The organism is Kitasatospora sp. NPDC041988, from assembly GCF_055588525.1.
This window is the reverse complement of sequence record NZ_JBVJCO010000008.1, coordinates 189,573-213,496: the sequence shown is the minus strand read 5'-3', so window position 1 is coordinate 213,496 and position 23,924 is coordinate 189,573. Positions and strand designations below refer to the sequence as shown.

20 protein-coding genes and 3 tRNA genes are annotated in these 23,924 nt (G+C 74.2%); 14 read left to right on the top strand and 9 right to left on the bottom strand.

Annotation, left to right across the window (positions count from 1 at the left end; genetic code table 11):
- Positions 1–268: 268 nt before the first annotated feature.
- The 4 genes from orn (at position 269) to ACZ6NC_RS11355 (ending at position 2,859) form a co-directional block, all read left to right on the top strand.
- Positions 269–871 carry an oligoribonuclease gene (gene orn, locus ACZ6NC_RS11370; RefSeq protein WP_465731318.1) on the top strand — a complete coding sequence of 201 codons (603 nt, stop codon included), beginning with the start codon at positions 269–271 and terminating at the stop codon, positions 869–871.
- A gap of 164 nt (positions 872–1,035) precedes the next feature.
- Positions 1,036–1,111, top strand: a tRNA-His gene (locus tag ACZ6NC_RS11365).
- Between the two features lie 163 nt (positions 1,112–1,274).
- Complete coding sequence (locus ACZ6NC_RS11360) at positions 1,275–1,721, top strand: DUF4442 domain-containing protein (RefSeq protein ID WP_465731316.1); 447 nt, start codon at positions 1,275–1,277, stop codon at positions 1,719–1,721.
- Positions 1,722–1,836: 115 nt separating this feature from the next.
- A complete protein-coding gene (locus ACZ6NC_RS11355; RefSeq protein WP_465731315.1) occupies positions 1,837–2,859 on the top strand; it encodes a hypothetical protein in 1,023 nt (340 codons plus the stop codon).
- An 89-nt stretch (positions 2,860–2,948) separates the two neighbouring features.
- Here the strand turns inward: ACZ6NC_RS11355 and ACZ6NC_RS11350 are convergent, their stop codons facing one another.
- From ACZ6NC_RS11350 to ACZ6NC_RS11340, 3 genes are all read right to left on the bottom strand, one after another.
- Entirely contained in the window at positions 2,949–3,410 is a 462-nt protein-coding gene (locus ACZ6NC_RS11350) for a GNAT family N-acetyltransferase (protein WP_465731313.1), read from the bottom strand.
- A 202-nt stretch (positions 3,411–3,612) separates the two neighbouring features.
- A complete protein-coding gene (locus ACZ6NC_RS11345) occupies positions 3,613–4,542 on the bottom strand; it encodes a spermidine synthase (RefSeq protein WP_465731311.1) in 930 nt (309 codons plus the stop codon).
- Between the two features lie 80 nt (positions 4,543–4,622).
- On the bottom strand, positions 4,623–5,144 hold the full coding sequence (locus ACZ6NC_RS11340; protein ID WP_465731309.1) for a hypothetical protein: 522 nt from the start codon (positions 5,142–5,144) through the stop codon (positions 4,623–4,625).
- 544 nt (positions 5,145–5,688) lie between these two features.
- Between ACZ6NC_RS11340 and ACZ6NC_RS11335 the strand changes: the two genes are divergently transcribed.
- Complete coding sequence (locus ACZ6NC_RS11335) at positions 5,689–7,350, top strand: tetratricopeptide repeat protein (RefSeq protein ID WP_465731307.1); 1,662 nt, start codon at positions 5,689–5,691, stop codon at positions 7,348–7,350.
- A gap of 168 nt (positions 7,351–7,518) precedes the next feature.
- Here ACZ6NC_RS11335 and ACZ6NC_RS11330 read toward each other — a convergent pair whose 3' ends face one another.
- Positions 7,519–8,169, bottom strand: a complete 651-nt coding sequence (locus ACZ6NC_RS11330) for a histidine phosphatase family protein (protein ID WP_465731306.1) — start codon at positions 8,167–8,169, stop codon at positions 7,519–7,521.
- Between the two features lie 306 nt (positions 8,170–8,475).
- On the opposite strand from ACZ6NC_RS11330, the gene ACZ6NC_RS11325 reads away from it, so the two are divergent.
- The 6 genes from ACZ6NC_RS11325 (at position 8,476) to ACZ6NC_RS11300 (ending at position 14,422) form a co-directional block, all read left to right on the top strand.
- A complete protein-coding gene (locus ACZ6NC_RS11325; protein ID WP_465731304.1) occupies positions 8,476–9,831 on the top strand; it encodes a hypothetical protein in 1,356 nt (451 codons plus the stop codon).
- Positions 9,828–11,483, top strand: a complete 1,656-nt coding sequence (locus tag ACZ6NC_RS11320) for a hypothetical protein (protein ID WP_465731302.1) — start codon at positions 9,828–9,830, stop codon at positions 11,481–11,483. Before ACZ6NC_RS11325 ends, ACZ6NC_RS11320 begins: the two co-directional genes overlap by 4 nt.
- Before the next feature lie 8 nt (positions 11,484–11,491).
- Positions 11,492–12,841 carry an AAA domain-containing protein gene (locus tag ACZ6NC_RS11315; RefSeq protein WP_465731300.1) on the top strand — a complete coding sequence of 450 codons (1,350 nt, stop codon included), beginning with the start codon at positions 11,492–11,494 and terminating at the stop codon, positions 12,839–12,841.
- A 293-nt stretch (positions 12,842–13,134) separates the two neighbouring features.
- Positions 13,135–13,542: a hypothetical protein gene (locus ACZ6NC_RS11310; protein WP_465731298.1), complete on the top strand. Its 408-nt coding sequence runs from the start codon at positions 13,135–13,137 to the stop codon at positions 13,540–13,542.
- A 106-nt stretch (positions 13,543–13,648) separates the two neighbouring features.
- Positions 13,649–14,260, top strand: coding sequence for a bifunctional DNA primase/polymerase (locus tag ACZ6NC_RS11305; protein WP_465731369.1), 612 nt, complete (start codon positions 13,649–13,651; stop codon positions 14,258–14,260).
- A gap of 88 nt (positions 14,261–14,348) precedes the next feature.
- Positions 14,349–14,422 (top strand) — tRNA-Lys (locus ACZ6NC_RS11300).
- 122 nt (positions 14,423–14,544) lie between these two features.
- Here the strand turns inward: ACZ6NC_RS11300 and pgi are convergent.
- Together pgi and ACZ6NC_RS11290 are read right to left on the bottom strand one after the other, a co-directional pair.
- The gene (gene pgi, locus ACZ6NC_RS11295) at positions 14,545–16,206 is read right to left on the bottom strand and encodes a glucose-6-phosphate isomerase (protein ID WP_465731296.1); all 1,662 of its coding nucleotides are present in this window, start codon (positions 16,204–16,206) and stop codon (positions 14,545–14,547) included.
- Between the two features lie 189 nt (positions 16,207–16,395).
- Positions 16,396–17,979 (bottom strand): Na+/H+ antiporter, encoded by a 1,584-nt coding sequence (locus tag ACZ6NC_RS11290; protein WP_465731294.1) that lies wholly within the window; start codon positions 17,977–17,979, stop codon positions 16,396–16,398.
- 216 nt (positions 17,980–18,195) lie between these two features.
- On the opposite strand from ACZ6NC_RS11290, the gene ACZ6NC_RS11285 reads away from it, so the two are divergent.
- Together ACZ6NC_RS11285 and ACZ6NC_RS11280 are read left to right on the top strand one after the other, a co-directional pair.
- A complete protein-coding gene (locus tag ACZ6NC_RS11285) occupies positions 18,196–19,104 on the top strand; it encodes an NADP-dependent oxidoreductase (protein ID WP_465731292.1) in 909 nt (302 codons plus the stop codon).
- A gap of 79 nt (positions 19,105–19,183) precedes the next feature.
- Positions 19,184–19,257 (top strand) — tRNA-Lys (locus ACZ6NC_RS11280).
- 115 nt (positions 19,258–19,372) lie between these two features.
- Here the strand turns inward: ACZ6NC_RS11280 and hemC are convergent.
- Both hemC and ACZ6NC_RS11270 read right to left on the bottom strand, forming a co-directional pair.
- A complete protein-coding gene (hemC, locus tag ACZ6NC_RS11275) occupies positions 19,373–20,308 on the bottom strand; it encodes a hydroxymethylbilane synthase (protein ID WP_465731290.1) in 936 nt (311 codons plus the stop codon).
- Between the two features lie 42 nt (positions 20,309–20,350).
- Positions 20,351–21,541: an MFS transporter gene (locus tag ACZ6NC_RS11270; protein ID WP_465731288.1), complete on the bottom strand. Its 1,191-nt coding sequence runs from the start codon at positions 21,539–21,541 to the stop codon at positions 20,351–20,353.
- A gap of 63 nt (positions 21,542–21,604) precedes the next feature.
- Here ACZ6NC_RS11270 and ACZ6NC_RS11265 point away from each other — a divergent pair, with 63 nt between their 5' ends.
- On the top strand, positions 21,605–21,967 hold the full coding sequence (locus tag ACZ6NC_RS11265; RefSeq protein WP_465731286.1) for a MerR family transcriptional regulator: 363 nt from the start codon (positions 21,605–21,607) through the stop codon (positions 21,965–21,967).
- A gap of 67 nt (positions 21,968–22,034) precedes the next feature.
- Here the strand turns inward: ACZ6NC_RS11265 and ACZ6NC_RS11260 are convergent, their stop codons facing one another.
- On the bottom strand, positions 22,035–23,711 hold the full coding sequence (locus ACZ6NC_RS11260) for a chitinase (protein ID WP_465731284.1): 1,677 nt from the start codon (positions 23,709–23,711) through the stop codon (positions 22,035–22,037).
- Between the last annotated feature and the right edge of the window lie 213 nt (positions 23,712–23,924).

Genomic DNA, 23,924 nt, shown 5'->3' with positions numbered 1-23,924 from the left:
GCCGCGCTCCGCAGGTCCGTCCGCAGGGCGGCCATGCCGGCGGCCCTGACGGCGCCCGGGAGCCGCGCGACCCGCGGACCGCTCGGGACGCTCACCAGGCGCACCCGGCCCACCCGGTGGGCCAGGCCGACCAGGCCGCCCCGGCCCGCGAGACGCACGAGCCGGACGGCCACGGCCAGGACCAGCACGCCGCGGAGGGCTGCGCCCCGGCGCCGCGCTCGGCTCCTCCGGTGCCCGCGGCGCGTGATCGCGCCGTAGGGTGAGTGGCGTGAATGACCGTTTGGTATGGATCGACTGTGAAATGACAGGCCTCGACCTCGACCGGGACGCCCTGGTCGAGGTCGCGGCACTGGTGACGGACTCCGAGCTGAACGTCCTCGGCGAGGGCGTGGACGTCATCATCCGCCCGCCCGCCGAGGCGCTGGCGAACATGCCCGAGGTGGTGCGCACCATGCACACCTCCTCCGGCCTGCTCGACGAACTGGAGCACGGCGTCACGCTGGCCGAGGCGGAGGCGCTGGTCCTCGCGTACGTCCGCGAGTACGCGCCGGAGGCCGGGCGGACGCCGCTCTGCGGTAACTCGGTGGCGACCGACCGCGGCTTCCTGGCCCGGGACATGCCGGCCCTGGAGGGTCACCTCCACTACCGGATCGTGGACGTCTCCTCGATCAAGGAGCTGGCCCGCCGCTGGTACCCGAGGGCGTACTACAACAGCCCGCAGAAGGGCGGCAACCACCGGGCGCTCGCCGACATCCGCGAGAGCATCGACGAACTGCGGTACTACCGCGAGGCGGTGTTCGTCCCGCAGCCCGGTCCGGACTCCGACACCGCGCGAGCGATCGCCGAGAAGTACCAGGCATCGACGGACTGACCCTCCCACCCGGCCCGGCGGCGGCCTCGGTCAGGGGCCGCCGGGGGTCGGGGAGGGGGCCTCGACCGCCCGACCGAAACCCTGGCGCGAGCACCCTCTCGGATCCTGTAGAGTTCTTCCTGTCGGAACGGGAACGCGAAGAGCGGGAACGGACCGGACAGATGGTGGGTGTAGCTCAGTTGGTAGAGCACCTGGTTGTGGTCCAGGTGGCCGCGGGTTCGAGTCCCGTCACTCACCCCAGAGCCTGAGGGGCCGATCTCTTCAAGAGATCGGCCCCTCAGGCGTTTTCGCGTTTCCTCGCTTCGCCCTCGCCGCACCCGCGCCCTCGCCGCCCCCACCCTCCCGGCAAGAGATCTGCCGACAGGTCTGCCCCCCGAAGCTACTTGCCAGTAACATTGCCGCCATGACCACACCTTCGATCGGCCAGCTGCTCGACTCCACCGTGCCGATGGCACACACCCTCAAGCTGGAGTACCTGGAGACGACGCCGGAGCGCGCCGTCCTCCGGCTGCCCGACCAGCCCGAATACCACAACCACGTCGGCGGGCCGCACGCCGGCGCGATGTTCACGCTCGCCGAGTCCGCGAGCGGCTGCATCGTGCTGGGCGCCTTCGGCGACCAGCTCTCGCGCGCGGTGCCGCTCGCGGTCAGCGCCGATATCTCGTACAAGAAGCTGGCCATGGGCGCCGTCACCGCCACCGCCGTGCTGGGCCGCCCGGCCGCCGACATCGTCGCCGAGCTGGACAAGGGCGAGCGGCCGGAGTTCCCCGTCACCGTCGAGATCACCCGCGCCGACGGCGCCGTGACGGGCATCATGACCGTCATCTGGACCCTGCGCCCCAACTCCTGACCGCCACGCGGGCAACCGGCCCCGGACCCCGGGGCCGGTGGGCTGGCACCCGGGGTGATGACTGTCCGTGACGGCGACCGTGACCTCACAGCCCGTCCGCTCGTTCTCGATTCACGTGCGAGCCAATCACGCGAGCAAGGCCCTGGAACCCGCCCGACGCGCCGTCGGCGGCGGCGCACGGCGCGCGGGCGGCCGGTGGCTGCCCGGGCCGCGTGCCGTCGCGGCGGGCGGAGCACTCCTCGCACAGCTCTGGGGGCTGGGGGCAACCGGTGCGTACGCGGCGGCGACCGATCCGCTGCCCGGGCCGGTGAGCCGCACGGTCGGACGGGCAGCGGGCAACGGGCAGACGACGGACGGGCAGACCACAGGGGGGCAGGCACCCCGGGGACAGGACACCGACGGGGAGTCAGCCGGACGTCCCGCCGGAACGGGCCGGGGCGCCGACGAAGCTCCCGCAGCGGGGCCGGCGGCGCACGAGGGGCAGCCGCACTCCCCCGGCCGGGCCGCGCCCGGTCAGCCGACGCCCGGCCAGGCCTCCTCGCCGGGACTGCTCGGTCAGCTCGCCGACGCGGCCGGTGCCGTACCCGCGCCCGTACCCGGCCTGGACGCTGCCACCGCACCGGTCGGCACCGTGCTCCAGGACCGGATCAGGGCGGGCGACCTGCCCCTGCCGGGTCAGCGGGCCTCCGTCCCGGACGCGTTCGCGATCGCCTCCGGGCTGCTCGGGACCGTGCCCGCACAGGCCCACACGGCGTCGGCACGAGCCTCCCGGAACACCGACAACGACTCCACCGGGGCACCGCCGACGGCCGGCCGGTCCGGCACCACCACGGCACTGCCCGCCCCGCCCGCCGCCGGGCAGCACGGCCCGGCCGCTCCGCCGCCCGCGCCCCAAGGCGCCGACCGGCAGGACCGGAGCGCCGGGCAGCCCGGCCTCGGCGACGCCGAGGGCACCCGGGTCACCGCACCGGACCGGTCCGCCCCGCACGAGGACCTCGCACTGACCGGCGCCCTCACCGCTCCGGCAGGTCACGGGCTCGCGGGCACCGGGACGGCCGTCCTCGCGCCGATCGCGGCGGGGCTGCTGCTCACCGGCGCCGCGATGTGCAAGCACCGGGGCCTGCCACGCGGACACTGAGGCCACTCAGGCCACTCAGACCGCTCAGGCCACTGAGGCACTCAGGCCACTGAGGCTGCTTGGACGCCGGACGCCGGACCCCGGGACCGTCAGTCCGCGGCGGCGATCTCCAGGGCGAGCAACGGCAGTTCGCGGCCGGGTATCGACTCGGACGGGGTGGTGCCGATCCGGGCGGCCCCCATGGCGAGATAGAACGGCTCGGCGTTCGGGTCGGCGTCGATGGTGAGCCGGCGGAAGCCGAGAGCCGTGGCCTGCGCCCGAAGGTGCTCGACCAGGCGGCGGCCGACGCCCCGGCCGATGGTGTCGGGCTCGACGAAGAGCATGCCCAACTCGCCCTGCGGGGGCGCCCCGACGAGGGTGATGAAGCCCAGTACCCGGCCGCCGTCCTCGGCCACTGCCGTCCGGCGCCGCTCGATCCCGGCGGCGTCCAGGGTCAGCTCCTCCCGGCAGGCCTCCAGGAACGCCTCGTCGTAGCCCCAGTACGCCTTGGAGCGCAGGGCGAGCGCGCTGAGCTGCTCCGCCTCGTCCGGCCGGGCCTGCCTGATCCGCATGCCACACCCCTCCCGCCTGCTCTGACTGTCCGGATTCCGGACGGACGGGCCCATTCTCGGCATCCGCCCTCCTCTCACCAAGCGATTTTCCGGCGGCCGGCGGCGGGCGGCATACGACGGGCGGGGATGTACGCCCTGGACGCGTTGCCGGCCCGAGGCCGGCGGCCGTGCCGCGCCCAGGGCGAAGCCGGTCGGCCGGAGCTCAGCGGAAGGCCCCCGGCGGCGGGGCCGGGGAGGGTGCTGCGGTGGCGTCGGTGGCCGGGGCGGCGCCGGCGGCGAAGTCGGCCAGGGCGCGGCCGTGTTCGACCCGGCCGAGGGCGGCGTCGGAGGCCACCTTTCGGCCCAGTTCGGCGAGTGGGAGCGGGGCGTGGCCGGCGGCGAGGATCAGGTTGCCGAATCGTTTGCCGCGCAGCACCGCCGGATCGGCGACCAGGCAGAGTTCGGGGAAGACCGCGCCCAGGGTGGCGATCTGCGAGCGGGCGAACGGCAGTGCCGAGCCGTCGGCGATGTTCACCGCGTACCAGCCGCCGGGGGCCAGTGCCTTGGCGGCCAGCGTGGTGAACTCGACGGTCGTGCAGTGGGCCGGCACCCGGGCCCCGGAGAAGACGTCGGCGATCACCAGGTCGACGCTGCCCTCGGGGGTCCGCTCCAGGACACTGCGGGCGTCCGAGCCGCGCACCTTGATCTGCCAGCCGCGCTCCAAGGGGAGTTCGGCGCGAACGAGTTCGGTGAGCGCGGTGTCGATCTCGGCGACCTGCTGGCGGGAGCGCGGACGGGTGGCCGCGACGTAGCGGGCCAGCGTGAGGGCGCCGCCGCCGAGGTGCAGGACGGTCAGCGGACGGCCGGGCGGGGCGACCAGGTCGATCAGGTGGCCGAGCCGGCGCTGGTACTCGAAGCCCAGATGGGTGGGGTCGGCGAGGTCGACCATGGACTGCGGGGCGCCGTCGATCAGCAGCGACCAGGCGGCGGGGCGGTCGCGGTCGGGGCGGAGTTCGGCGAGCCCGGAGTCGACGGGACGGGTGAGCGGGCCCTGGGCATGCGTCCGCCCGCCGGGGCCGGTGACCGTCGGCTCTGGCTCCGCCGCCGTACGGCCCCTCTCGGCGCTGCGGCCGGCTCTGCTGCTTCGTCCCATACCGGCCATTATCGCCGGGCCGGCGGAGGGCTCCGCAGCTCGGCGAGGGTGAGGGGATACCGGGGGCTTGGCAACCGGTGTCAGAACGGGCCGAGGCCGCCGGCGGTCAGCGTGCAGGCCGCCTCGCAGAGGGCCGAGCGCAGGACCCAGGCGTCGGTGGGGCGGACGACGGAGTCGGGGCCCGCCGGGGGCATCACCCAGCGCGGATCGGTGGGGGGAAGGAGCAGGGCGCCCGCCGTACAGGAGCTGCCGGGCAGGTGCCACGTCTCCGAGGTGCCGGCGGGGACGAAGAAGGAGACGGCACTGCCGTTCCGGCTCTGCAGGACCGCGCCGCAGGCCCGGCGCAGCCGCAGGATGTCGACCGCCTCCAGGCCGTGCCGCAGGGCGACCGTCACGGTGTCGCAGCCGGTGACAACCGCACCGTCGCCGTCCGTGGCGAGGCGGCGGAGCGACCCGCTGCCGCCGCACGGGGCGCGGCCGCCCTCGACGGGCCCGCGGCCCGGTCCGCGGTCGTCGGCCGGTTCGGGCAGCAGGGCGGGGGCGGCGGCGAGCACCCCTCCGGCGACCAGGCGGTGGTACTGCGGTACTCCGGTGGCCATCATGGGCCCTCCTGTCACCTCGTCCGATCGGAAGCGCCGCCGCCCGGCAGGTGGGGGTCGCCGCTGCGGGCGGCGGGCCGGAGCGGTGGCCGGGGCTTCCACGTATCAGGACAACGCGGAGGGCATGTTCCAGGCCACGGGGCGCCTTACAGCAAGGCATGGCATTTCATGGCAGAACCCGGCAACCGCGTCCGTTTTGCCCGCAATTGACCCCACATCAGCCACAAACACGCTGTGTCCAGTCGGTGACTCCCGGTACTGTCGGTTGCGTGCCCGGTGGTCCATCCGGCCCCACCGGGCCCATCCGAAACCCGGGCCGGACCCACAAGTACCCCAGGTCCGTCGGCGCCGAACCCCTCGGCCCGCCCACAGCCGAACACCGTGCCACCAGCCGAACCCCCCGGCGAATCCCGAAGGCGAAATCCCCGGCCGAACCCCGCCGAAGCCCGCCGCGTCCACCAGCCGAGCCGAGTCCACCGTCCGCAGGACCGACCGTCCACAGGACCGACACCAGCACGACCACCCCAGCACGACCACGGAGCGCACCATGGCAGCCACCCCACCGGCCGAGCCGAACCGCCCGTCACCCAACACCGTGATGCGCGCACTGCGCGGCGACCGTTCGCCGGGCGAGTTCGCCATGGCCGTGCGCCGGGCCGCCCGCGAGATCGGCGAGCACGTCTCCTGCGACGCCCGCTACGTCGGGCGGGTGGAGTCCGGCGAGATCCGTTGTCCCAACTACGCGTACGAGCGGGTCTTCCGGCACATGTGGCCGGATCGCTCGCTGGCCGAACTCGGGTTCTCCCCCCGCACCGCCGTCCGCCGCCGCTCAGCGGACGGCGGCGGGGAGCCCGTGCCACCGCCGTTCCACCCGCAGTTCCCGCCCCTGCCCGCCCCGCGCTCGCCGCTCTCCACCCAACTCCCGTACGCTGCCTCGCCGTATGCGGAACCACCCCCACCGGACGGGCCCCTGCTGTCGAGGCCCGCGGCGCCACCCTGGGGGCCCGCTGGACCGCACCATTTCGACGAGGAGAACGACGACGTGCGTCGCCGTACGTTCCTGGCCGGCGGCTCCGCCGCGCTGGCCACCGTGATCGGCATCGACCCGCCGGCCGAAGCCGCCACCGCCCCACCCGCCCACGCCGTGTACCTCCCGGCCGCAACCGCTGCCGGGAAGACCGCCGCCGGCGCGTTTATCCCGGCCCAACCGGGGCCCGGAGCAGGCCGGTTCGACTCCGCCCCCGCCCTGTTCGACCCCGGGTCCGCCTTCGTGCCAGGTCGGCCCGGGCCGGTCCCGCCGCCGCGCAAGGTCGGCGCGGCCGAGGTGCTCGGCGTCGAGCAGGCCGTCCGGGAGATCCGGATGGCCGACGACGCCCACGGCGCCGACGCCCTGTACGAACGGGCCGGGCAGTCGCTGCGCACCGCGTACGTGCTGCTCAACGAGGGCGACTACAGCGCCGACACGGAGCGAAGACTCCAGGCCGGCGCCGGCGAACTGGCCATCTCGGTCGGCTGGTTGGCACACGACTCGAACCGGCTGGCGGACGCCCGCTCGCTCTACGCCGAGGCGCTCGCCACCGCCCGGATGGCAGGCGACGCCGCCCTGGAGGCGCACGTCTTCTGCAACAGCGCCTTCCTCGCCCGGGACGCCGGCCGTCCGCGCGAGGCACTGCGCGCCGCCCAGGCCGGGCAGGCCGCCGCCCGGAGCCTGGACTCCGACCGCCTGCTCTCCCTGCTCGCCATGCGCGAGGCCGGCGGCTGGGCGCTGCTGCAGGACCGGTCCGGCTGCGAACGGGCGCTCGCCCGCGCGTACCGGCTGTTCGACCGCGGCCCCTCCGAGGCCGACCCGGAGTGGATGTCCTTCTTCGGCGAGGCCGAGATCGCCGGGCTGCAGTCCCAGTGCTGGTCCGCCCTCGGTGACTGGGACCGCGCCAGCGAGCAGGCCGGCCTGGCCATAACGCTCCAGGAGCCGCACTTCGTGCGCAACCGCGTGCTGTACACCGCCGAGCTCGCGCACGACCGGCTCGGCCGGGGGGACTTGGCCGGTGCGGCCCAGCACGGCACGGCCGCCGTGGCACTGTTCGGCGAGGTCCGCTCGGCCCGGATCAGGAGCATGCTGGCGGACACCGCCGACCGGTTGCGCCCGCACGGGGGCGTCCCGGAGGTCGGCCGGTTCCTCGTCGACTACGACCTGGCGGCGGCGGCCTGAGCCAGGACGTCCGGCGGGAACGCCCGAACCCGGGAACGTCCACACCCGGAACACCCGAACGCGGAACGCCCTGGGCCTTCCCCGGCGAGTCGTCGGGGAAGGCCCAGGGCGTCGGTGGTGCAGCGGCCGCACATCAGGCCTCAGCACTGAGGCCGCAGCGCTGCGGTCTCAGTGCTTCAGGCCCTCCAGGTGGCCGAGGTCGTTCCAGACCTCGACCGCCGGCGCGCCGTACTCCCAGGAGAGGACGCAGAGCGCGGCCGTGCCGAGCTTGAAGCGCTGGGCGTACTCGGGCGGCAGGCCGAGCCAGCGGGCGGTCAGGATGCGCAGCAGGTGGCCGTGGGCGACGAGCACCACGTCGCGGTCGGCGCAGTGCATGACGGTGGTGTCCGCTTCGGGCACGCCGTGCTCGTCGTTGAGGTCGGCGAGGAAGTCGTCCACGCGGGCGGCCACGTCGGACAGCTTCTCACCGCCGGGCACGCCGTCCCGCCAGATCAGCCAGCCGGGGTGGTCGGTGGCGCGGATGTCCTGGCCGGTCCGGCCCTCGTACTGGCCGTAGTCCCACTCCAGCAGTTCGGGGCGGTCCACGGCGCGGTCGCCGAAGCCGGCCAGGGCGCAGGTCTCCTTGGCCCGGTCGAGCGGGCTGGTGTAGACGAGGGCGTCCGGCAGGCCGTTCCAGGGCGCCTTGGCGAGGCGGGCACCGAGGGCCCGGGCCATCGCGCGGCCCTCCTCGGTCAGCGGGATGTCGGTCCGGCCGGTGTGACGGCCGGTGGCCGACCACTCGGTCTCGCCGTGGCGGACCAGGACGATTCGGGCGGGCATGGGAGGCTCCTCGCAGCGGGGTGGCGGCAACGGTCGGTCTCACCATTGAGCACCGGGCTCCATGATCCCCCACCCGTGCGCCGCCCACGATCCCGGGCCTGACGCCACCCCGGGCACCATCTCCCCGCACGCCCCACCAGCAGCCCGCCCACGGACATCGGCGCCCCGCCCGCGCCCCATCGGCGCGCCACCACCGTCCCGATACCGCCCGGAATCGACGCGCATGGCCACGGATGGACGCCGATGGCCGCGGATGGCCCGGGCCGGACCGGATTGTCGGACCCTGGTGCGACACTGGGCCGCACCATGAACGTCTCGACGAACGTCCCGCCCAGCGGGCACTCTGAGCCGCTCGCCCGGCGGCTCGCCGAGCTGCGCGGTCCGGCGCCGCAGCGCAGCCTGACCGCCCGCGCCCTCGCCGCGCTCGCCGCCAATCCGGGCTGCCAGCGCCGCGCGGTCCTCGACGCCGCCGGGGTCGACAAGTCGGCCCTGGCCGGCCGGCTCGGCCGCCCCGCACCGTTCGGGCAGTCGCCGTTCGCCATAGCACGCGGTGTGATCTTCGAGTCCCGGTTGAAGGACGACGGCTACGCGGCCCTGCTGGAGCCGCTCCGCCGCCACCTCGGCCTCCCGGTGGAGGGCGGCACCCCGCTCACCGTCCCCGACCTGCTGCGCCGCTCCGGCCCGGCGGTCCGGGCCGAGCGGACGGCGGCCGCGCTGGCCGAGGCGGCCGCCGACCCGGAGGCCTGGACGCTGCTGGACCACCCGCTGCTCCGGCTCGACGTGGCCGGCAGCACCGCCTACCTGGAGCCGGACGCCGTCGTGGTGCACGGCGGGCGGTGCACCGTGGTCGAGATCAAGTCCTTCCCGGTGCTGGACGGCAGCGCGGACCCGGCCAAGGTCGGTGCCGCCGCCCGTCAGGCCGCCGTCTACGTGCTGGCGCTCCAGGAGACGGCCGCCGCGCTGGCCGGCCGCCCGGTGGACGCCAACCCGTACGCCGAGCAGCGGCTGCCGGGCAGCCCGTGGCTGAGCGTGCTGCTGGTCTGCCCGAAGGACTTCAGCAACCGGCCGACCGCCGTCCCGGTGGACATCCGCCGCGAGCTGGCCACCACCCGCCGCCAGCTGAGCCGGATGACCGGCATCGGCCGGCTGCTGGACACGCTGCCGCCGGGCGTCGGCTTCGACCTCGCGCCCGGCGAGGACGGCGTGCCCGCCCGTTCCGGCGAGGAGCTGGCCGCGTCGGTCGAGGCGGTGCCCGCCGCGTACAGCCCGGACTGCCTCTCCGCCTGCGAGCTGGGCTTCCACTGCCGCTCCGAGGCACGCTGCGGGGACCGGGTCGAGCAGCTCGGCCGGGGGGTGCGCGGCGAACTGGGCACCATCCGGACGGTGACCGCGGCGCTGGCCGCCGCCGAGGGCGCGACCGGCAGCAGCCCCAGCACCGGGCACGGCACCGGGCATGGCAGCGACCACGGCACCGGAGCCGCCGAGGCGGCGGAGAACGACGCCGAGGCCGACGAGGCCGTCGCCCGACTGGCCTACGCCGCCGCACTCCGCGCCGAGGCCCTGGGCCGCACCACCGGGCCGACCGGGCCCACCGGGCCGACCTCGCCGGCTACACCCCCGGCGGCGACCCCCGCCCCGGCCGCAGCGGGAGGTGCCGGATGAGCCTGCTCGGCACCCTCGCCCGCCTGGAGGCCGTCCGCAGCGGCCGGGCCGAGCCGCTGGCCACCGTCCGCCACCGGCACCTCTCCGAGCGTCCGATGGTGCTCGTCCCGCTGACCGCGGCCGGTGAGGCCGGCGCGCCACTGGCCGTGATGCTCGGCACCGACCGGTCCGCGCCCCGGCTGCACTTCGTCGCGCAGCCGCTCAACCGCACGCTGCGCTTCGACTACCTGGCCGAGGTGGCCGCCGACCTGCTGCCCTACCTGGAGTCCTTCGCCGCCGCGGTGGAGCAGATCGAGGGCTCCGAGAAGGACCCTGAGACCGGCGAGAAGGCGCAGGTCTTCCGCGAGCTGTGCACCGACGCGCCGCAGCTGATCGTGCCGAACGGCGCGGGCGTCCACCACCTCTCCCTGATCGGCCGGTCCACCCGGTTCCGCCGCACGATCGAGGACGACGAGCCGGGCCCGTACCCGGCGCCGGCCCGGGTGCCGCTGCTCGGCCGCTGGCTGACCCACCTCACCGACCGGGCCCAGGTGCCCGGCTCCAGCCTGCTGCTGCCGATGACCGGTCTGCTCGCCCGGCACTGGGCGACCGGCCAGAGCCACCTGGAGGACCAGCACCTGGCCGCCCGGCTGGCCTGGCACGCGCCGCCGCCCGGCCTGTCCGGCGCCGAGGCCGCCGAGCTGGCCGAGTCCGCCCGGGACGACCGCGGCCGGCTGCTCCACCCGCCGGCCGGTCCGGCCACCGACCCGCGCTTCGACGAGCTGGTGCTGGGCCCGGCGATCGCCCGCTACGACGCCGCCGCCGCGACCCTGCTGCACGATGCCGAGGGGCGGAGCGCCGCGGCCGCCGAGCAGGCCCGGGCCGCCGTCCGGACGGCCGTCGAGCAACTGCGCACGGTGCTGGAGCAGGTGCTGCTGCCCACCTGGCACGACGTCTGGACCGGCCTGGACCTGCTGCGCACGCTGCCACCCGCCGGGCACCTGGAGGAGCGGTGGACGGGCGACCGCTGGTCCTACACCGGCCACCGGGACCGGCTGGCCGCCGGCGAGCCGCCGCAGCCCCGACAGGACGACGCCGTCACGGCGGCCCGGAAGCTGGCACAGCGGGAGCGCGAGCAGGCCCGGCTGGACGTCCAGGAGGCGCTGGACGACCCGCTGGCGATGGCCGAGCACCGGCTGGCCGGCGAGGCGTTCTCGGGCGTGGTGACCGAGGTGGTGCCGGACTACGACACGTCGGGCCGCTCGCCCAAGCCGCGCCCCCTGGTGACGGTCCGCACCACCGACCGGCCGCACGCCGACCTCGGCCGGGAGGCGCACCGCGTCCACGGGCCGAGCGCGCAGAAGGCGGTGATCGCGGCCGTCGACCCGGCGGAGGGCACCGTCACGCTGCGGGTGCTCTCCGGGATGGGCCGCAAGAAGGAGCCCGAACCGGGGAGCCTGCCCGAGCCGGGCGAGCGGATCACCTTCACGCTCTTCGAGCTGACGGTCCGCCAGTCCGCGCCCTTGCCCGAGCCGGACGACACCCCGTGGACGCACGGCGGCCCACCCGGCACCGCTGCGCCCGCCGCCGCGCCGCCCGCCGCACCAGCGGCCGGACGAGCCACGGCCACAGCGGCGGCCGGCGCGTCCGCAGCCTTCGAAGAGTGGGAGTGATCCGCCAGATGAGCAGCGAGCAGGCCCCCGGCGCGGCCGCCGACGCGGCGGTGGCCCGGATCCTGGAGGCCACCGTCCGCCCGGCCGTCGGCGCCCCGCGCGGCGTGGTGGTGGACTCCCCGCCCGGCGCCGGCAAGTCGACCCTGGTGGTGCGTGCCGCCCGGGAGCTGGTCGGGTCCGGCGAGCGGCTGATGATCGTCGCCCAGACCAACGGCCAGGTGGACGACCTGGTCGGCCGACTGGCCGAGAAGGCGCCGGACCTGACGATCGGCCGGCTGCACGCGGCCGACTCCCGCCCGGGGCCCGAGGTGCTGCGCCATGCCAACGTGACGCCCTCGGACAAGGTGGCCGACCTCGCCGAGCTCGACGTGGTGATCTCGACCGCGGCGAAGTGGCAGTGGGTGAAGGCCGAGGCGCCGTGGCGGCACGCGATCGTCGACGAGGCGTACCAGATGCGCTCGGACGCGCTGCTCGCGGTGGCCCGGCTGTTCGAGCGAGCCCTGTTCGTGGGGGACCCGGGCCAGCTGGACCCGTTCACGGTGGTCGGCACCGAGCAGTGGTCGGGTCTGTCGTACGACCCGTCGAGCAGTGCGGTGGTGACCCTGCTGGCGCACAACCCGCAGATCGAGCCGCACCGGCTGCCGGTCTCCTGGCGGCTGCCGGCCAGTGCGGCGCCGCTGATCTCCGACGCGTTCTACCCGTACACGCCGTTCCGCTCCGGCACCGGGCCGCAGGAGCGCCGGCTCACCGCCGCGGTGCGGCCGGACGGCACGGCCCTGGACGCGGCGATCGACCGGGCGGCCGAGCACGGCTGGGCGCTGCTGGAGCTGCCCGCCCGGCACACCGTCCGGACCGATCCGCAGGCCGTGGCCGCGGTGGCCGCCACCGTCCGGCGGCTGTTGGAGCGCGGGCTGACGGCGCACTCCGAGCAGGGCTCCGCACCGCTCACACCGGACCGGATCGCGGTCGGGACGGCGCACCGGGACCAGGCGGCGGCGGTCCGGGCGGCGCTGGTCAAGGCCGGGGTCCCGGTCGATCCGACCGCCGGGCCGGCCGTGACGGTGGACACCGCCAACCGGCTGCAGGGGCGCGAGTACGACGTCACGGTGGTGCTTCACCCGCTCTCCGGGCGGCCGGACGCGACCGCCTTCCACTTGGAGACCGGCCGGCTCTGCGTGCTCGCCTCGCGGCACCGGCACGCCTGCATCGTGGTGGCCCGGGCCGGGATCGCCGAGCTGCTGGACGAGCACCCGTCCACCGAGCCGGTGCAGTTGGGCGTCTCGGTCAAGTTCCCCGACGGCTGGGAGGCCAATCACCAGGTGCTGCACCACCTCGCCGGGCACCGCGTCCGGCTCTGAGACGGGGCCGGGCCGGACGCTCCTGCGGAACAGCATCGGGGCGGACGCGGCTGCGGAACAGCGCCGGGAGATCCGGTCCGAAAGCACAGGTCCGGCGGGCGGTGGCCGGCGGCGGGCGGCACCGGACGGCGCTGGGGTCACTCCCCCGGCGCACGGGGAGGGAATAGCGCCCGGACTCGCACCGTTCCGTTACCGGCTATCGCCGCGAGACAATGGACGACGGCCACGACCGGGCGGCGCCGTTCCCCGGCGGCCGTCGTCCGCCCCCACCGAGCACCCGGAGGTGTCCGTCCATGCCCGACTCCCACGCCCAGGCTTCCGACCCGAGCGGTTCGACCGCGCCGGCCGGTCCGGGCGCAGGCGCCGGTGAAGCGCCCGCCCCGCGACGACGCCCCGTGCAGCTGCTGTTCGAGCCGCAGGCCGCCGAGCCGGAGTCGGAGCGCTTCTTCGATCTGGAGTCGATCGACGACCCGGCGGAGCTGCTGCGGCGCTCCACCGAGCTGGCGCTGGCGTTCCGCGCGGCCGCCGATCGGGCCACCGATTTCCAGGCGGTCGCCGCCGCGCAGCTGGCGGACACCCGCCGCTTCGACCGGCTCTCGGACGCGGAGATCGCGGAGCGGGCGGACTGGACCCCGGACTACGCGGCCAAGATGATCGAGTACGGCCGCGGCCTGCTCCAGCCCCGCCGCCACGACAGCTGACGCCGCCCGGCCAAGATCCCCGGCCACCATCCCCGGCCACGATTCCCGGCCGTCAACCTCGCCACTGGCATATGCGCCGCGGAAGGGTACGCCGCTCCCCGCCGCGCTGTCCGGCAAACCGCTCTTTCCCTCCCGGCCACGCTCCGGACGCTCCACGCTGCTCTCTGTGGACATCTGGACGTATCAGTCGGTGGAGTACGTCACCGCGGCCGGGGAGGCCTGGCTGGCCTCCGCCAGCGAGTACCCGCGCAGTATGCGCGCCCTCTGGGAGTCACGCCCGTGGGCGCCCTCGGTGCTGCCCTGCGGGCGCGCCTTCGACGTGATCAGCATGCCGTCGCTGTTCGGCCGCCGGGTGCTGGACGAGCTGTGGGCCTCCGGGCCGGGCTGCGGGCCGGTCGCCGTCTACCGGGGGCGCACGCTGCTCTTCGTCCAGCCCGGTGCGGCGGCCCGGTTGCGTCGGCTGCTGGCCTGGGAGGAGTGGGCCCGGGACGTGCCGCCGCTGCTCTGCCACGGCCGCGGCGATGCGGTGACGGTCCCGCCGGTGCAGCGGATGGTGAACAGCCCTGACTCCCCCGGGCTGGGCGCCGGGCGGTGGATCGTCGCACCGGAGAGCCGGGAGCCGTGGCTGCCGGGCGCCTCGGTGGTGCTCTGGGCCTGCGTCCGGGCGACCCGTGAGCCGGTCGGCCGGACCGAGCCGGTGGCTCTGCCGACGGCCTGAGCGAGCGGGGGAGCCAAGCCGCCCCGGGCCGCGGATATTCGATTTTGGCCGGGCCGCGCCCCGCTGCTAAAGTCTTCTCTGTCAGCAGGCGCCGCTAGCTCAGTTGGTTAGAGCAGCTGACTCTTAATCAGCGGGTCCGGGGTTCGAGTCCCTGGCGGCGCACAGACAGCCGGAAGGCCCCTTGCGAAAGCGAGGGGCCTTCCGGCGTTTCCGTGTGATCCGTGTGATCGGACCGGATCGACGGCGGTCGGCCGGGGAAGGCCCCGGCCGACCGCCGTCGGCCCTCAGCGGCCGCGCAGCGAGCGGTAGCGGGCGACCAGCTCCGCGGTGGAGCTGTCCAGCGCGTCGGCACCCTCGCCGGTCAGCAGCACCGGCTCGATCCGCTTGGCGAGCACCTTGCCGAGCTCGACGCCCCACTGGTCGAAGGAGTCGATGTTCCAGATCGCGCCCTGGACGAACACCTTGTGCTCGTACAGCGCGACCAGCTGGCCGAGCACCGACGGGGTCAGCCGGCCGGCCAGGATGGTGGTGGTCGGGTGGTTGCCCTTGAAGGTCTTGTGCGGGACCAGCTCGGCCGGCACGCCCTCGGCCGCCACCTCCTCCGGGGTCTTGCCGAAGGCCAGCGCCTGGGTCTGGGCGAAGAAGTTGGCGAGCAGCAGGTCGTGCTGGGCGACCAGGCGGGGCGGCAGGTCGGCGACCGGCTCGGCGAAGCCGATGAAGTCGGCCGGGATGACCTTCGTCCCCTGGTGCAGCAGCTGGTAGTAGGCGTGCTGGCCGTTGGTGCCGGGGGTGCCCCAGACCACCGGGCCGGTCTGCCAGCCGACGGGGTTGCCGTCGCGGTCCACGGACTTGCCGTTGGACTCCATGTCCAGCTGCTGGAGGTAGGCGGTGAACTTCGACAGGTAGTGCGAGTACGGCAGCACGGCGTGCGCCTGGGCGTCGAAGAAGGCGCCGTACCAGACCCCGAGCAGGCCGAGCAGCAGCGGGACGTTCTCCTCCGGGGGCGCGGTGCGGAAGTGCTCGTCGACCAGGTGGAAGCCGTCCAGCATCTCGCGGAAGGCATCCGGGCCGATGGCGATCATCAGCGAGAGGCCGATCGCCGAGTCGTAGGAGTAGCGGCCGCCCACCCAGTCCCAGAACTCGAACATGTTGGCGGTGTCGATGCCGAAGTCGGCGACGCCCTCGGCGTTGGTGGAGAGCGCGACGAAGTGCTTGGCCACCGCCTCGCTGCCGGCGCCGAGGCCGGTGAGCAGCCAGTCGCGGGCGGAGACCGCGTTGGTGATCGTCTCGATCGTGGTGAAGGTCTTGGACGCGACGATGAACAGCGTCTCGGCCGGGTCCAGGTCGCGGACGGCCTCGTGCAGGTCGGCGCCGTCCACGTTGGAGACGAAGCGGACGTCGAGGTCGCGCTGCGTGTAGGAGCGGAGCACCTCGTAGGCCATGGCGGGGCCGAGGTCGGAGCCGCCGATGCCGATGTTGACGACTGCCTTGATCCGCTTGCCGGTGTGGCCGCGCCACTCCCCGCCGCGGACCTGCTCGGCGAAGGCCGCCATCTTGTCGAGCACGGCGTGCACGGCGGGCACCACGTTCTCGCCGTCGACCTCGATGACGGCACCGCGCGGGGCGCGCAGCGCGGTGTGCAGGACGGCGCGGTGCTCGGTGGTGTTGATCTTCTCGCCGCGGAACATGGCGTCCCGCAGCCCGGCGACGCCGGTGGCCTCGGCGAGCTCGCGCAGCAGGGTCAGCGTCTCGTCCGTGACCAGCTGCTTGGCGTAGTCCACGTGCAGGTCGCCGACCTGGAGGGTGTAGCGGCGGCCGCGCTCCGGGTCGGCGGCGAACAGCTCGCGCAGGTGCGTCTCGCCCAGCTCCGCGCGGTGCTTGCCGAGGGCGGCCCACTGCGGGGTGCGGTCCAGCGGGGTACGGGCGTCGGCACGGGTCTCCGACATCGGTGGCTCCTCGATTCATCTGGGTGCAGATACCGGCAGGGCCAGGCGGGAGGGTTTCGCGAGGTCGTGCGGGTACTGGTGGTGCGCCGACTCCGTTGACGGCCTGCCCGGGACCAGCCTATGCAACGCCGGGGCGAGGTGCTCACATTCCGTTCGCCGACGTCCTACCGGCGGTTTCCGGACGCCGCGTCACTTTCGTTCGGAGCGCAGGTCGAGCCCGCGCAGCACCTGGTCGACCAGCTCGGGGTCGGCGCCGAGTTCGCTGCGGGCGGCCACCATCTCGCGCCGGGAGGCGGCGATCATCTCCTGCTCGACGGCGTACGCGGCGCGCCACTGGCCGAGCCGCTGCTTCGCCTCGGCGGCGTCCTCCTCGGCGTACTTCTCCGGGCAGAGCCGGGCCAGCCGGTCGTGCTGACGGTCCCGCAGCCGGTCGGCGACCTCGGCGGGCAGCCGGTCCTGCTCCTCCAGTTCGCCGAGGCGCGTGAGCCCGGCCTTGGCGGCCCGCCACCAGAGCTGGCGCACCGCCTGTTCGTGCCGGTCCTGGTCGATGTCCAGGTGCAGCCGCTTGGCCAGCCAGGGCAGGGTGAGGCCCTGGACCAGCAGGGTGAACAGGACGACGCTGAAGGCGATGAAGACCAGCCGGCCGCGTTCGGGGAAGGCCGCGCCGGAGTCGACGGTGAGCGGGATGGCCAGGGCCAGGGCGACGGTCGCCACCCCGCGCATCCCGGACCACCAGAGCACCACGCTCTCCTGCCAGCTGATCGGGATGTCCTCCTCGGCCCCGCCGCGCAGCTTCTTGGTGAGCCAGCCGGCGGGCAGTAGCCAGAGCAGCCGGACCAGTACGACGACGGCGATCACCACGGCCGCGTCGCCGAGCATGCCGGTCCAGCCGTTGCCGGCCTCCTTGAGGACGGTGGCCAGCTCCAGGCCGATCAGGCCGAAGGCGACGCCGGTGATCAGGATCTCGACGATCTCCCAGAAGGCGTTGCCGACCAGCCGGTAGGAGACGGCGTCGGCGTCGGCGGCCCGCTCGGCGAGGTAGAGCCCGCAGACCACGACGGCGAGCACCCCGGAGCCGTGGATCTCCTCGGCCAGGCTGTACGCGGCGAACGGCACCAGCAGATTGAGCGCGACCTGCTGGGTCGGGTCCTCCAGGAGGGCGGCGAGCTTGGCGTTGGCCCAGCCGAGCGCGATGCCGATGACCACGGCGAGGACCGCCGAGAGCACGAAGCGGAGCACCGCGTGGCCGGCCGAGAAGTCGCCGCCGACCACCGCGTCGATGGCCAGCGAGTAGATGACGATGGCGGTGACGTCGTTGAACAGGCCCTCGCTCTCCAGGATCGCCACCAGCCGGCGTGGCAGGCCGACGCTGCCGGCCACCGCGACGGCGGCGACCGGGTCGGGCGGGGAGACCAGCGCGCCGACGGCGATGGCGGCCGCGACGGGGAGCGCGGGCAGCAGCCAGTGCACGGCGCCCGCCACCGCCGCCGTGGTGACCACGACGAGGGCGACGGCGAGCAGCAGGATGGAGCGGATGTTGGCGCGGAAGTAGCGGACCGAGGAGCGCCGCGCGACGGCGAAGATCAGCGGCGGCAGGACGAGCGGGAGGATCAGCTCGGGGTTGAGCGAGATGTCCGGGATCTGCGGCACGATCGCCATGACGATGCCGAGCAGCGTCATCAGCACGGGTTGCGGCACGCCGGTCCTCCGCGCGAGCGGCATGGTCACCACGGAGGCGAGCAGCACCAGGAAGAGCAGGGGCAGCTGGCCCACGGGGAATCCTCTCGGCGACGGACGAGCGGGACGGATCGGACCACGCGGCCCGGGCCGCCGTTCAGGATAAATCTGACAATGCACCCAACTGCCGCAACACGCCGAACGGGCTTGACCTCAAGCGCACTTCAAGTCTGATCATCGGAGGAGCGCCCATCCAAGGACTGCGCATCCGAGGACGGCGCATCCGAGGACTGACAGAGAGGCAGGCTCCACATGAAGGCAGTCACCGTCCCCCGGTTCGGCGGCCCCGAGGTGCTGCAGGTGACCGAGGTGCCGACCCCCAGCGCCGGGCCGGGCGAGGTACGGGTCCGGGTCTACGCGGCCGGGGTGCAGCCTGCCGACCTCGCCGTCCGGGAGGGCTGGTCGCCCCCGGGGGTGCGGACCGAGCCGCCGGTGGTGCCGGGCAACGAGTTCGCCGGGGTGGTCGACCAGCTCGGCGCCGGCAGCTACGGCTGGGAGGTCGGCGACGAGGTGCTGGGCTTCCGGCTGCTGCGGAGCCACGCCGAGTTCGTCACCGTGGACGCCTCCCAGCTGGTCGCCAAGCCCGCCGGGATGCCCTGGGAGCAGGCGGGTTCACTCTCCGCCTCCGGCCAGACGGCGCACATCGGGCTCACCGAGCTGAAGGTCGGCCGGGGAGAGACGGTGTTGGTGCACGGCGCCTCCGGCGGGGTCGGGACGGTCGCCGTCCAGCTGGCCCGCGCCTGGGGCGCCACGGTGATCGGCACGGCGAGCGAGCGCAACCACGACTACCTGCGCGAGCTGGGCGCGATCCCGGTCACCTACGGCGAGGGGCTGGTCAAGCGGGTGCGGGCGGTGGCACCGCAGGGCGTGGACGCCGCCTTCGACGCGGCCGGGCGCGGCGCGCTGGAGGCCTCCGTCGAGCTGGTCGCCGACAAGGACCGGATCGGCACCATCGTCGACTACGCCACCGCCGAGCGGCTCGGGCTGCGCTCGCTGCGGGCGCAGCGGACGGCCGCCCGGCTGACCGAGCTGGTCGAGCTCTGGGAGGCGGGCGGGCTGCGGCTGGAGATCGCCGACACCTTCCCCCTGGAACGGGCGGCCGACGCCCACCGGCTGGTCGGCGCCGGGCACGTCCGGGGGAAGGTCGTCCTCACCCCGTGAAGGCCCGGCGGGCGGTCGGGCTGCCCGGCCCGATTGGAAGTTTCGGCTGCTGACCAGGTAATGTTCTCCACGTCAGCAGGCGCCGCTAGCTCAGTTGGTTAGAGCAGCTGACTCTTAATCAGCGGGTCCGGGGTTCGAGTCCCTGGCGGCGCACAGACAGCCGGAAGGCCCCTTGCGAGAGCGAGGGGCCTTCCGGCGTTTCGGCGTCCGTCCCGCCTGTCCGTCCTGCTGCCTGCCTGCCCGTCCGCCCTGCTGCCTGCCCGTCCGCTCAGTGCGGGATGGCGGCGATCAGCTCGGACGCCCCCTGCCGCTTGAGCGCCAGGGCGGTCGCGGTGCCGAGGTCCTCGGGGGTGAGCGAGCCGGCCCACTCGTGGGCGTCCAGCACCTGCTTGCCGTCCGGGGAGAAGACCCGCCCGCGCAGCGAGAGGCGGCCGTCCGGCTCGGCCTTGGCGTAGCCGGCGATCGGCGAGTTGCAGTGGCCCTGGAGGACGTGCAGGAACATCCGCTCGGCGGTCGCCTCGCGCCAGGTCAGGTGGTCGCCGAGGCCGGTCACCGCCTCGATGGTGGCGGTGTCCTCCTCGCGGCACTGCAGGGCGAGGATGCCGGCGCCGATCGGCGGGCACATCGACTCCGGCGGCAGGATCTCGCTGATCCGGGCCTCCTCGCCGATCCGCTCCAGCCCGGAGACCGCGAGCAGCAGCACGTCGGCCTCGCCGGCCGCCAGCTTGGCGAGGCGGCTGTTGGCGTTGCCGCGCATCGGCACGCAGACCAGGTGCGGGTGGGAGGCGGCGAGCTGGGCCCGGCGGCGGACCGAGGAGGTGCCGATCCGCGCCCCGGGCGGCAGCTCGTCGAGGGTGCGGCCGCCGGGGTGGACGACGGCGTCGCGGATGTCGTCGCGGCGCAGGTAGGCGGCGAAGACGGTGCCGGCCGGCAGCGGGCGGTCGGCCGGCACGTCCTTGAGGCAGTGCACGGCGAGGTCCGCCTCGCCGGCGAGCAGGGCCGCGTCCACCTCCTTGGTAAAGGCGCCCTTGCCGCCGAGCCGCGCGAGGTCCCCCATCCAGCGGTCCCCGGAGGTGGTCACCGGGACCACCTCGATCCGCACCCGCGGGTGCAGGACGGCGAGCTCGGCCCGGACCCGCTCGACCTGGGCGAGCGCCATCGGCGAGGAACGGGAGACGATACGGATCAACTCTGCGGTGGGCATGCGCCGATGATAGGCCGTCACTTACGCAACGGCCGCCGCGACTCAGGGCCGCCGGGCCGGGAAACCGTGGACGCGGGCGGCGGCCACCACCACCAGCACCGGCACGAGCACGGCGAACGCGCTCCACGGGAGGGAGCCGGCGCCGTAGCGGTCCAGCAGGATCCCGCCGACCACGCCGCCGGCGGCCATCGCGGCGTTCCAGAGCGTGACCAGCATCGCCTGCGCCGCGTCCGCCTGCTCGCCGCCGGCGTTGCCCGCGGCGGTCTGCAGAAGGGTCGGGGTGCCGCCCCAGCCGAGGCCCCAGAGAGCCGCGGCCGCGTAGACCATGGCCGGGCTGTCCGACAGGACGGCCAGCACCGCGGCCGCCAGGGCGACCAGAAGTGCGCCGGCGATGGTCAGCGCGCGCAGCCTCCGGTGGATCTGCGCCCCGGTGATCCAGATGCTCAGCAGGGACGCGGCGCCGAAGACCAGCAGGACGAGGTCGGTCGAGCCGCCCATGCCCAGCCGGTCCAGGAACGGCGCGACGTACGCGTACAGGACGGTGTGCGCCAGTACGAAGACCAGGGTGACGAAGAGGACGGGCACCACCCCGGGGACGGCCAGAGCCCGCAGCACCGGTGTACGGCCCGCCGCCCGTTGCCCGGGGTGGTCGGCGACGGTGGCGGCGATCCAGCCGATCACGATCACCGCGAGGGCCGTCATCAGCAGGAAGACCACCCGCCAGCCGAGCACCCGCCCCAGGAAGGTCCCGGTGGGCACGCCCAGGGAGAGCGCGACCGGGATGCCGGTCATCACGATCGCGATCGCCTTGCCCTGGAGGTGCTCGGGCGCCAGCCGCCGCGCGTACCCGGCGAGCAGTGCCCAGGCCAGGCCGGCCGCCACGCCGGCGACGAACCGGGCGGCCATGGTCAGCGGGTAGGTGCCGGAGACGGCGGTGACGGTGTTGGCGGCGGCGAACCCGGCCATCGCGGTGAGCAGCAGCCGCTTGCGCCGCCAGCCGGCGGTGGCCGAGGTGAGCGGGATGGCGGTGAGCGCCGTCCCGATCGCGTAGATGGTGACCGACTGGCCCATGGCGGACTCGCTGACGCCCAGGTCGGCGCTCATCGCGGGCAGGACGCCGGCCGGCAGGGTCTCGGTGAGGGCGGTGATGAAGACGGCGGTGGCCAGTGCCAGCAGGGCGGGCACGGGAAGTTTCCGCTGTTCCACGGCTGTTGGACGTTCGATGGTCGACATGACGGCTATGCTCGAACCCTCACACTGATGTGAGGGTCAAGCCCGGTCACGAGGTGGATTCTGATGCGCATCGGAGAACTGTCGGAGCGGACCAACACGTCCCGGAGGCTGCTGCGCTACTACGAGGAGCAGGGCCTCATCCTCGCCGAGCGCTGCGCCAACGGCTACCGCTCCTACGACGGTTCCTCCGTCGACCGGGTGCTGCAGATCAGGGGCCTGCTCGACGCCGGACTGCCGACCAGGATCATCAAGCAGATCCTGCCCTGCCTGAACCAGCCCAGGGTCATCCACTTCCCCGACGCCACCCCGGAGATGATCGCCACCCTGGAGGGCGAGCTCACCGGCATGACCCGGCGGATCGAGTTCCTGACCCGCAACCGGGACGCCATCGCCGAGTACCTGGAAGTGGTCCGGGTCGGGCCGTGAGGGCCTCCGGGCACCGGCGGGCGCCGAACGGTGGGGAGAGGGCCGTCCGGCGCCCGGCGGAGGCCGGTCAGCGGCGGAAGTAGCCGTCGAAGTTCTTCGAGAACTCCCGGCCGCCGAACTGGTCCCAGTTGATGGACCAGGTCATCAGGCCCCGCAGGTTCGGCTGGGCGCCGGCCTTGGGGACGTAGGTGCCGCAGTTGGTGAGCCTGGTGAGGCAGTCGAGGGCCTTGTCGACCTCGGCGGGGGCGACGTAGCCGTTGCCCGCGTTGGTGGTGGCCGGCATGCCGATGGCGAGCTTGTTCGCCGGCAGGGCCGGGAACATGTTGGCGGTGTTGCCCGCCACCGGGAAGCCCTTGAGCAGCATGTCGGTCATCGCGACGTGGAAGTCGGCGCCGCCCATCGAGTGGTACTGGTTGTCCAGGCCCATGATGGAGCCCGAGTTGTAGTCCTGGACGTGCAGCAGGGTGAGGTCGTCGCGCAGGGCGTGGATCACCGGCAGGTAGGCGCCGGCGCGCGGGTCCTGGCCGCCCCAGGGGCCGGAACCGTAGTACTGGTAGCCGAGTTGGACGAAGAAGGTCTCCGGCGCCATGGTGAGGACGAAGTTCGGGCCGTACTTGGCCTTCAGCGTCTTCAGTGCGGAGATCAGGTTGACGACGACCGGGCTGGTCGGGTTCCTGAAGTCGGTGTCGCCGGTCTGCAGGGACAGCGAGTGGCCCTCGAAGTCGATGTCGAGGCCGTCCAGGCCCCACTTGTCGATGATCGCGGAGACCGAGCTGACGAAGGTGTCGCGGGCGGCGGCGGTGGTGAGCTGGACCTGGCCGTTCTGGCCGCCGATCGAGATCAGCACCTTCTTGCCCTTGGCCCGCTTGGCGGCGATGGCGGCCTTGAAGTCGGCGTCGGACTCGACGGTCGGGCACTCGGTGGCCGGGCAGCGGTTGAACCGGATGTCACCGGAGGTGACGGAGGTCGGCTCGCCGAAGGAGAGGTTGATGAAGTCCCAGGAGTCCGGGACGTCGGCCATCCGGGTGTAGCCGGCGCCGTTGGCGAAGCTGGCGTGCAGGTAGCCGACCAGGGAGTGGCCGCCGGTGGGCGGCGCGGTCGGCGAGGCGGTGTCGGTCGGGGTCGCGGTGGCGGTCGCCGTGGGGGAGGCAGTCGCGGTGGGCGAGGCAGTGGGCGAGGCGGTGGCCGTGGGCGAGGCGGTCGGCGAGGGCGCGCCCGGGCCGTCCAGCGAGAGGTCGTCGGCGTAGTACGTGCCCTGCCCGTACCAGCCGTGCGTGTACACGGTGGCGCTGGTCTGGTTGGCGCCGGTGGTGAAGCCGACGCTGAGCTTCTGGTACGCGCCGCCGGTGCCGGGCGTCCAGGTGCTGGTGCCGCCGTTCACGCCGATGTAGACGTACGCGCCCTTCACCCAGGCACTGAACGTGTACGTGGTGTTGGGGGCGACCGTGACGGTCTGGGTGCACTGGGCGGTGTCGCTCGCCGAGGCAGCCCCGGCGAGGGCGTAACTGCCGCCGTGGGCCTGGCCGGTGACGACGCTGCCAGTGCCGCCGGTGCAGCTCCACGGGCCCAGGGCGCCGCTCTCGAAGCCGCCGTTGGCCAGGAACTCCCCGGCCGAGGCGGTGGGCGCCAGGCCGAGGGCCAGGCCTGCCATGGTGGCGGCGGCGACGGCCGAGGCGGTGCCGGCGGCGAGCAGCGTGCGGGGGCGGCGGCGGACGGGCACGGCGGGTGCGGGTGTTCTGCGCATGCGGGGGACTCCTGCGGGGGCGCGGATCGTGGGGGACGTCCGAGGGCACGGTGAAGGTCGTGCCAGTGGGGGTTCGGCCCGACCGCGCACCCTAGTTGGACTAGACCACTGAAGTGGATCCGCCGGTGCGGTGTCAATGGTCCAGACCGATACGACATCGCCTCGGGGCCGCCCCGGCACGGTGTCCGGTTGCCGGGCGTGACACCCCGTCGA

Bases quoted from the DNA above. Each gene is read 5' to 3' on its own strand.
- ACZ6NC_RS11360 (WP_465731316.1), top strand. From the start codon at position 1,275: ATGACCACACCTTCGATCGGCCAGCTGCTCGACTCCACCGTGCCGATG.
- ACZ6NC_RS11350 (WP_465731313.1), bottom strand. From the start codon at position 3,410: ATGCGGATCAGGCAGGCCCGGCCGGACGAGGCGGAGCAGCTCAGCGCG.
- ACZ6NC_RS11345 (WP_465731311.1), bottom strand. From the start codon at position 4,542: ATGGGACGAAGCAGCAGAGCCGGCCGCAGCGCCGAGAGGGGCCGTACG.
- ACZ6NC_RS11340 (WP_465731309.1), bottom strand. From the start codon at position 5,144: ATGATGGCCACCGGAGTACCGCAGTACCACCGCCTGGTCGCCGGAGGG.
- ACZ6NC_RS11335 (WP_465731307.1), top strand. From the start codon at position 5,689: ATGGCAGCCACCCCACCGGCCGAGCCGAACCGCCCGTCACCCAACACC.
- ACZ6NC_RS11330 (WP_465731306.1), bottom strand. From the start codon at position 8,169: ATGCCCGCCCGAATCGTCCTGGTCCGCCACGGCGAGACCGAGTGGTCG.
- ACZ6NC_RS11325 (WP_465731304.1), top strand. From the start codon at position 8,476: ATGAACGTCTCGACGAACGTCCCGCCCAGCGGGCACTCTGAGCCGCTC.
- ACZ6NC_RS11320 (WP_465731302.1), top strand. From the start codon at position 9,828: ATGAGCCTGCTCGGCACCCTCGCCCGCCTGGAGGCCGTCCGCAGCGGC.
- ACZ6NC_RS11315 (WP_465731300.1), top strand. From the start codon at position 11,492: ATGAGCAGCGAGCAGGCCCCCGGCGCGGCCGCCGACGCGGCGGTGGCC.
- ACZ6NC_RS11310 (WP_465731298.1), top strand. From the start codon at position 13,135: ATGCCCGACTCCCACGCCCAGGCTTCCGACCCGAGCGGTTCGACCGCG.
- pgi (WP_465731296.1), bottom strand. From the start codon at position 16,206: ATGTCGGAGACCCGTGCCGACGCCCGTACCCCGCTGGACCGCACCCCG.
- ACZ6NC_RS11285 (WP_465731292.1), top strand. From the start codon at position 18,196: ATGAAGGCAGTCACCGTCCCCCGGTTCGGCGGCCCCGAGGTGCTGCAG.
- hemC (WP_465731290.1), bottom strand. From the start codon at position 20,308: ATGCCCACCGCAGAGTTGATCCGTATCGTCTCCCGTTCCTCGCCGATG.
- ACZ6NC_RS11270 (WP_465731288.1), bottom strand. From the start codon at position 21,541: ATGTCGACCATCGAACGTCCAACAGCCGTGGAACAGCGGAAACTTCCC.
- ACZ6NC_RS11265 (WP_465731286.1), top strand. From the start codon at position 21,605: ATGCGCATCGGAGAACTGTCGGAGCGGACCAACACGTCCCGGAGGCTG.
- ACZ6NC_RS11260 (WP_465731284.1), bottom strand. From the start codon at position 23,711: ATGCGCAGAACACCCGCACCCGCCGTGCCCGTCCGCCGCCGCCCCCGC.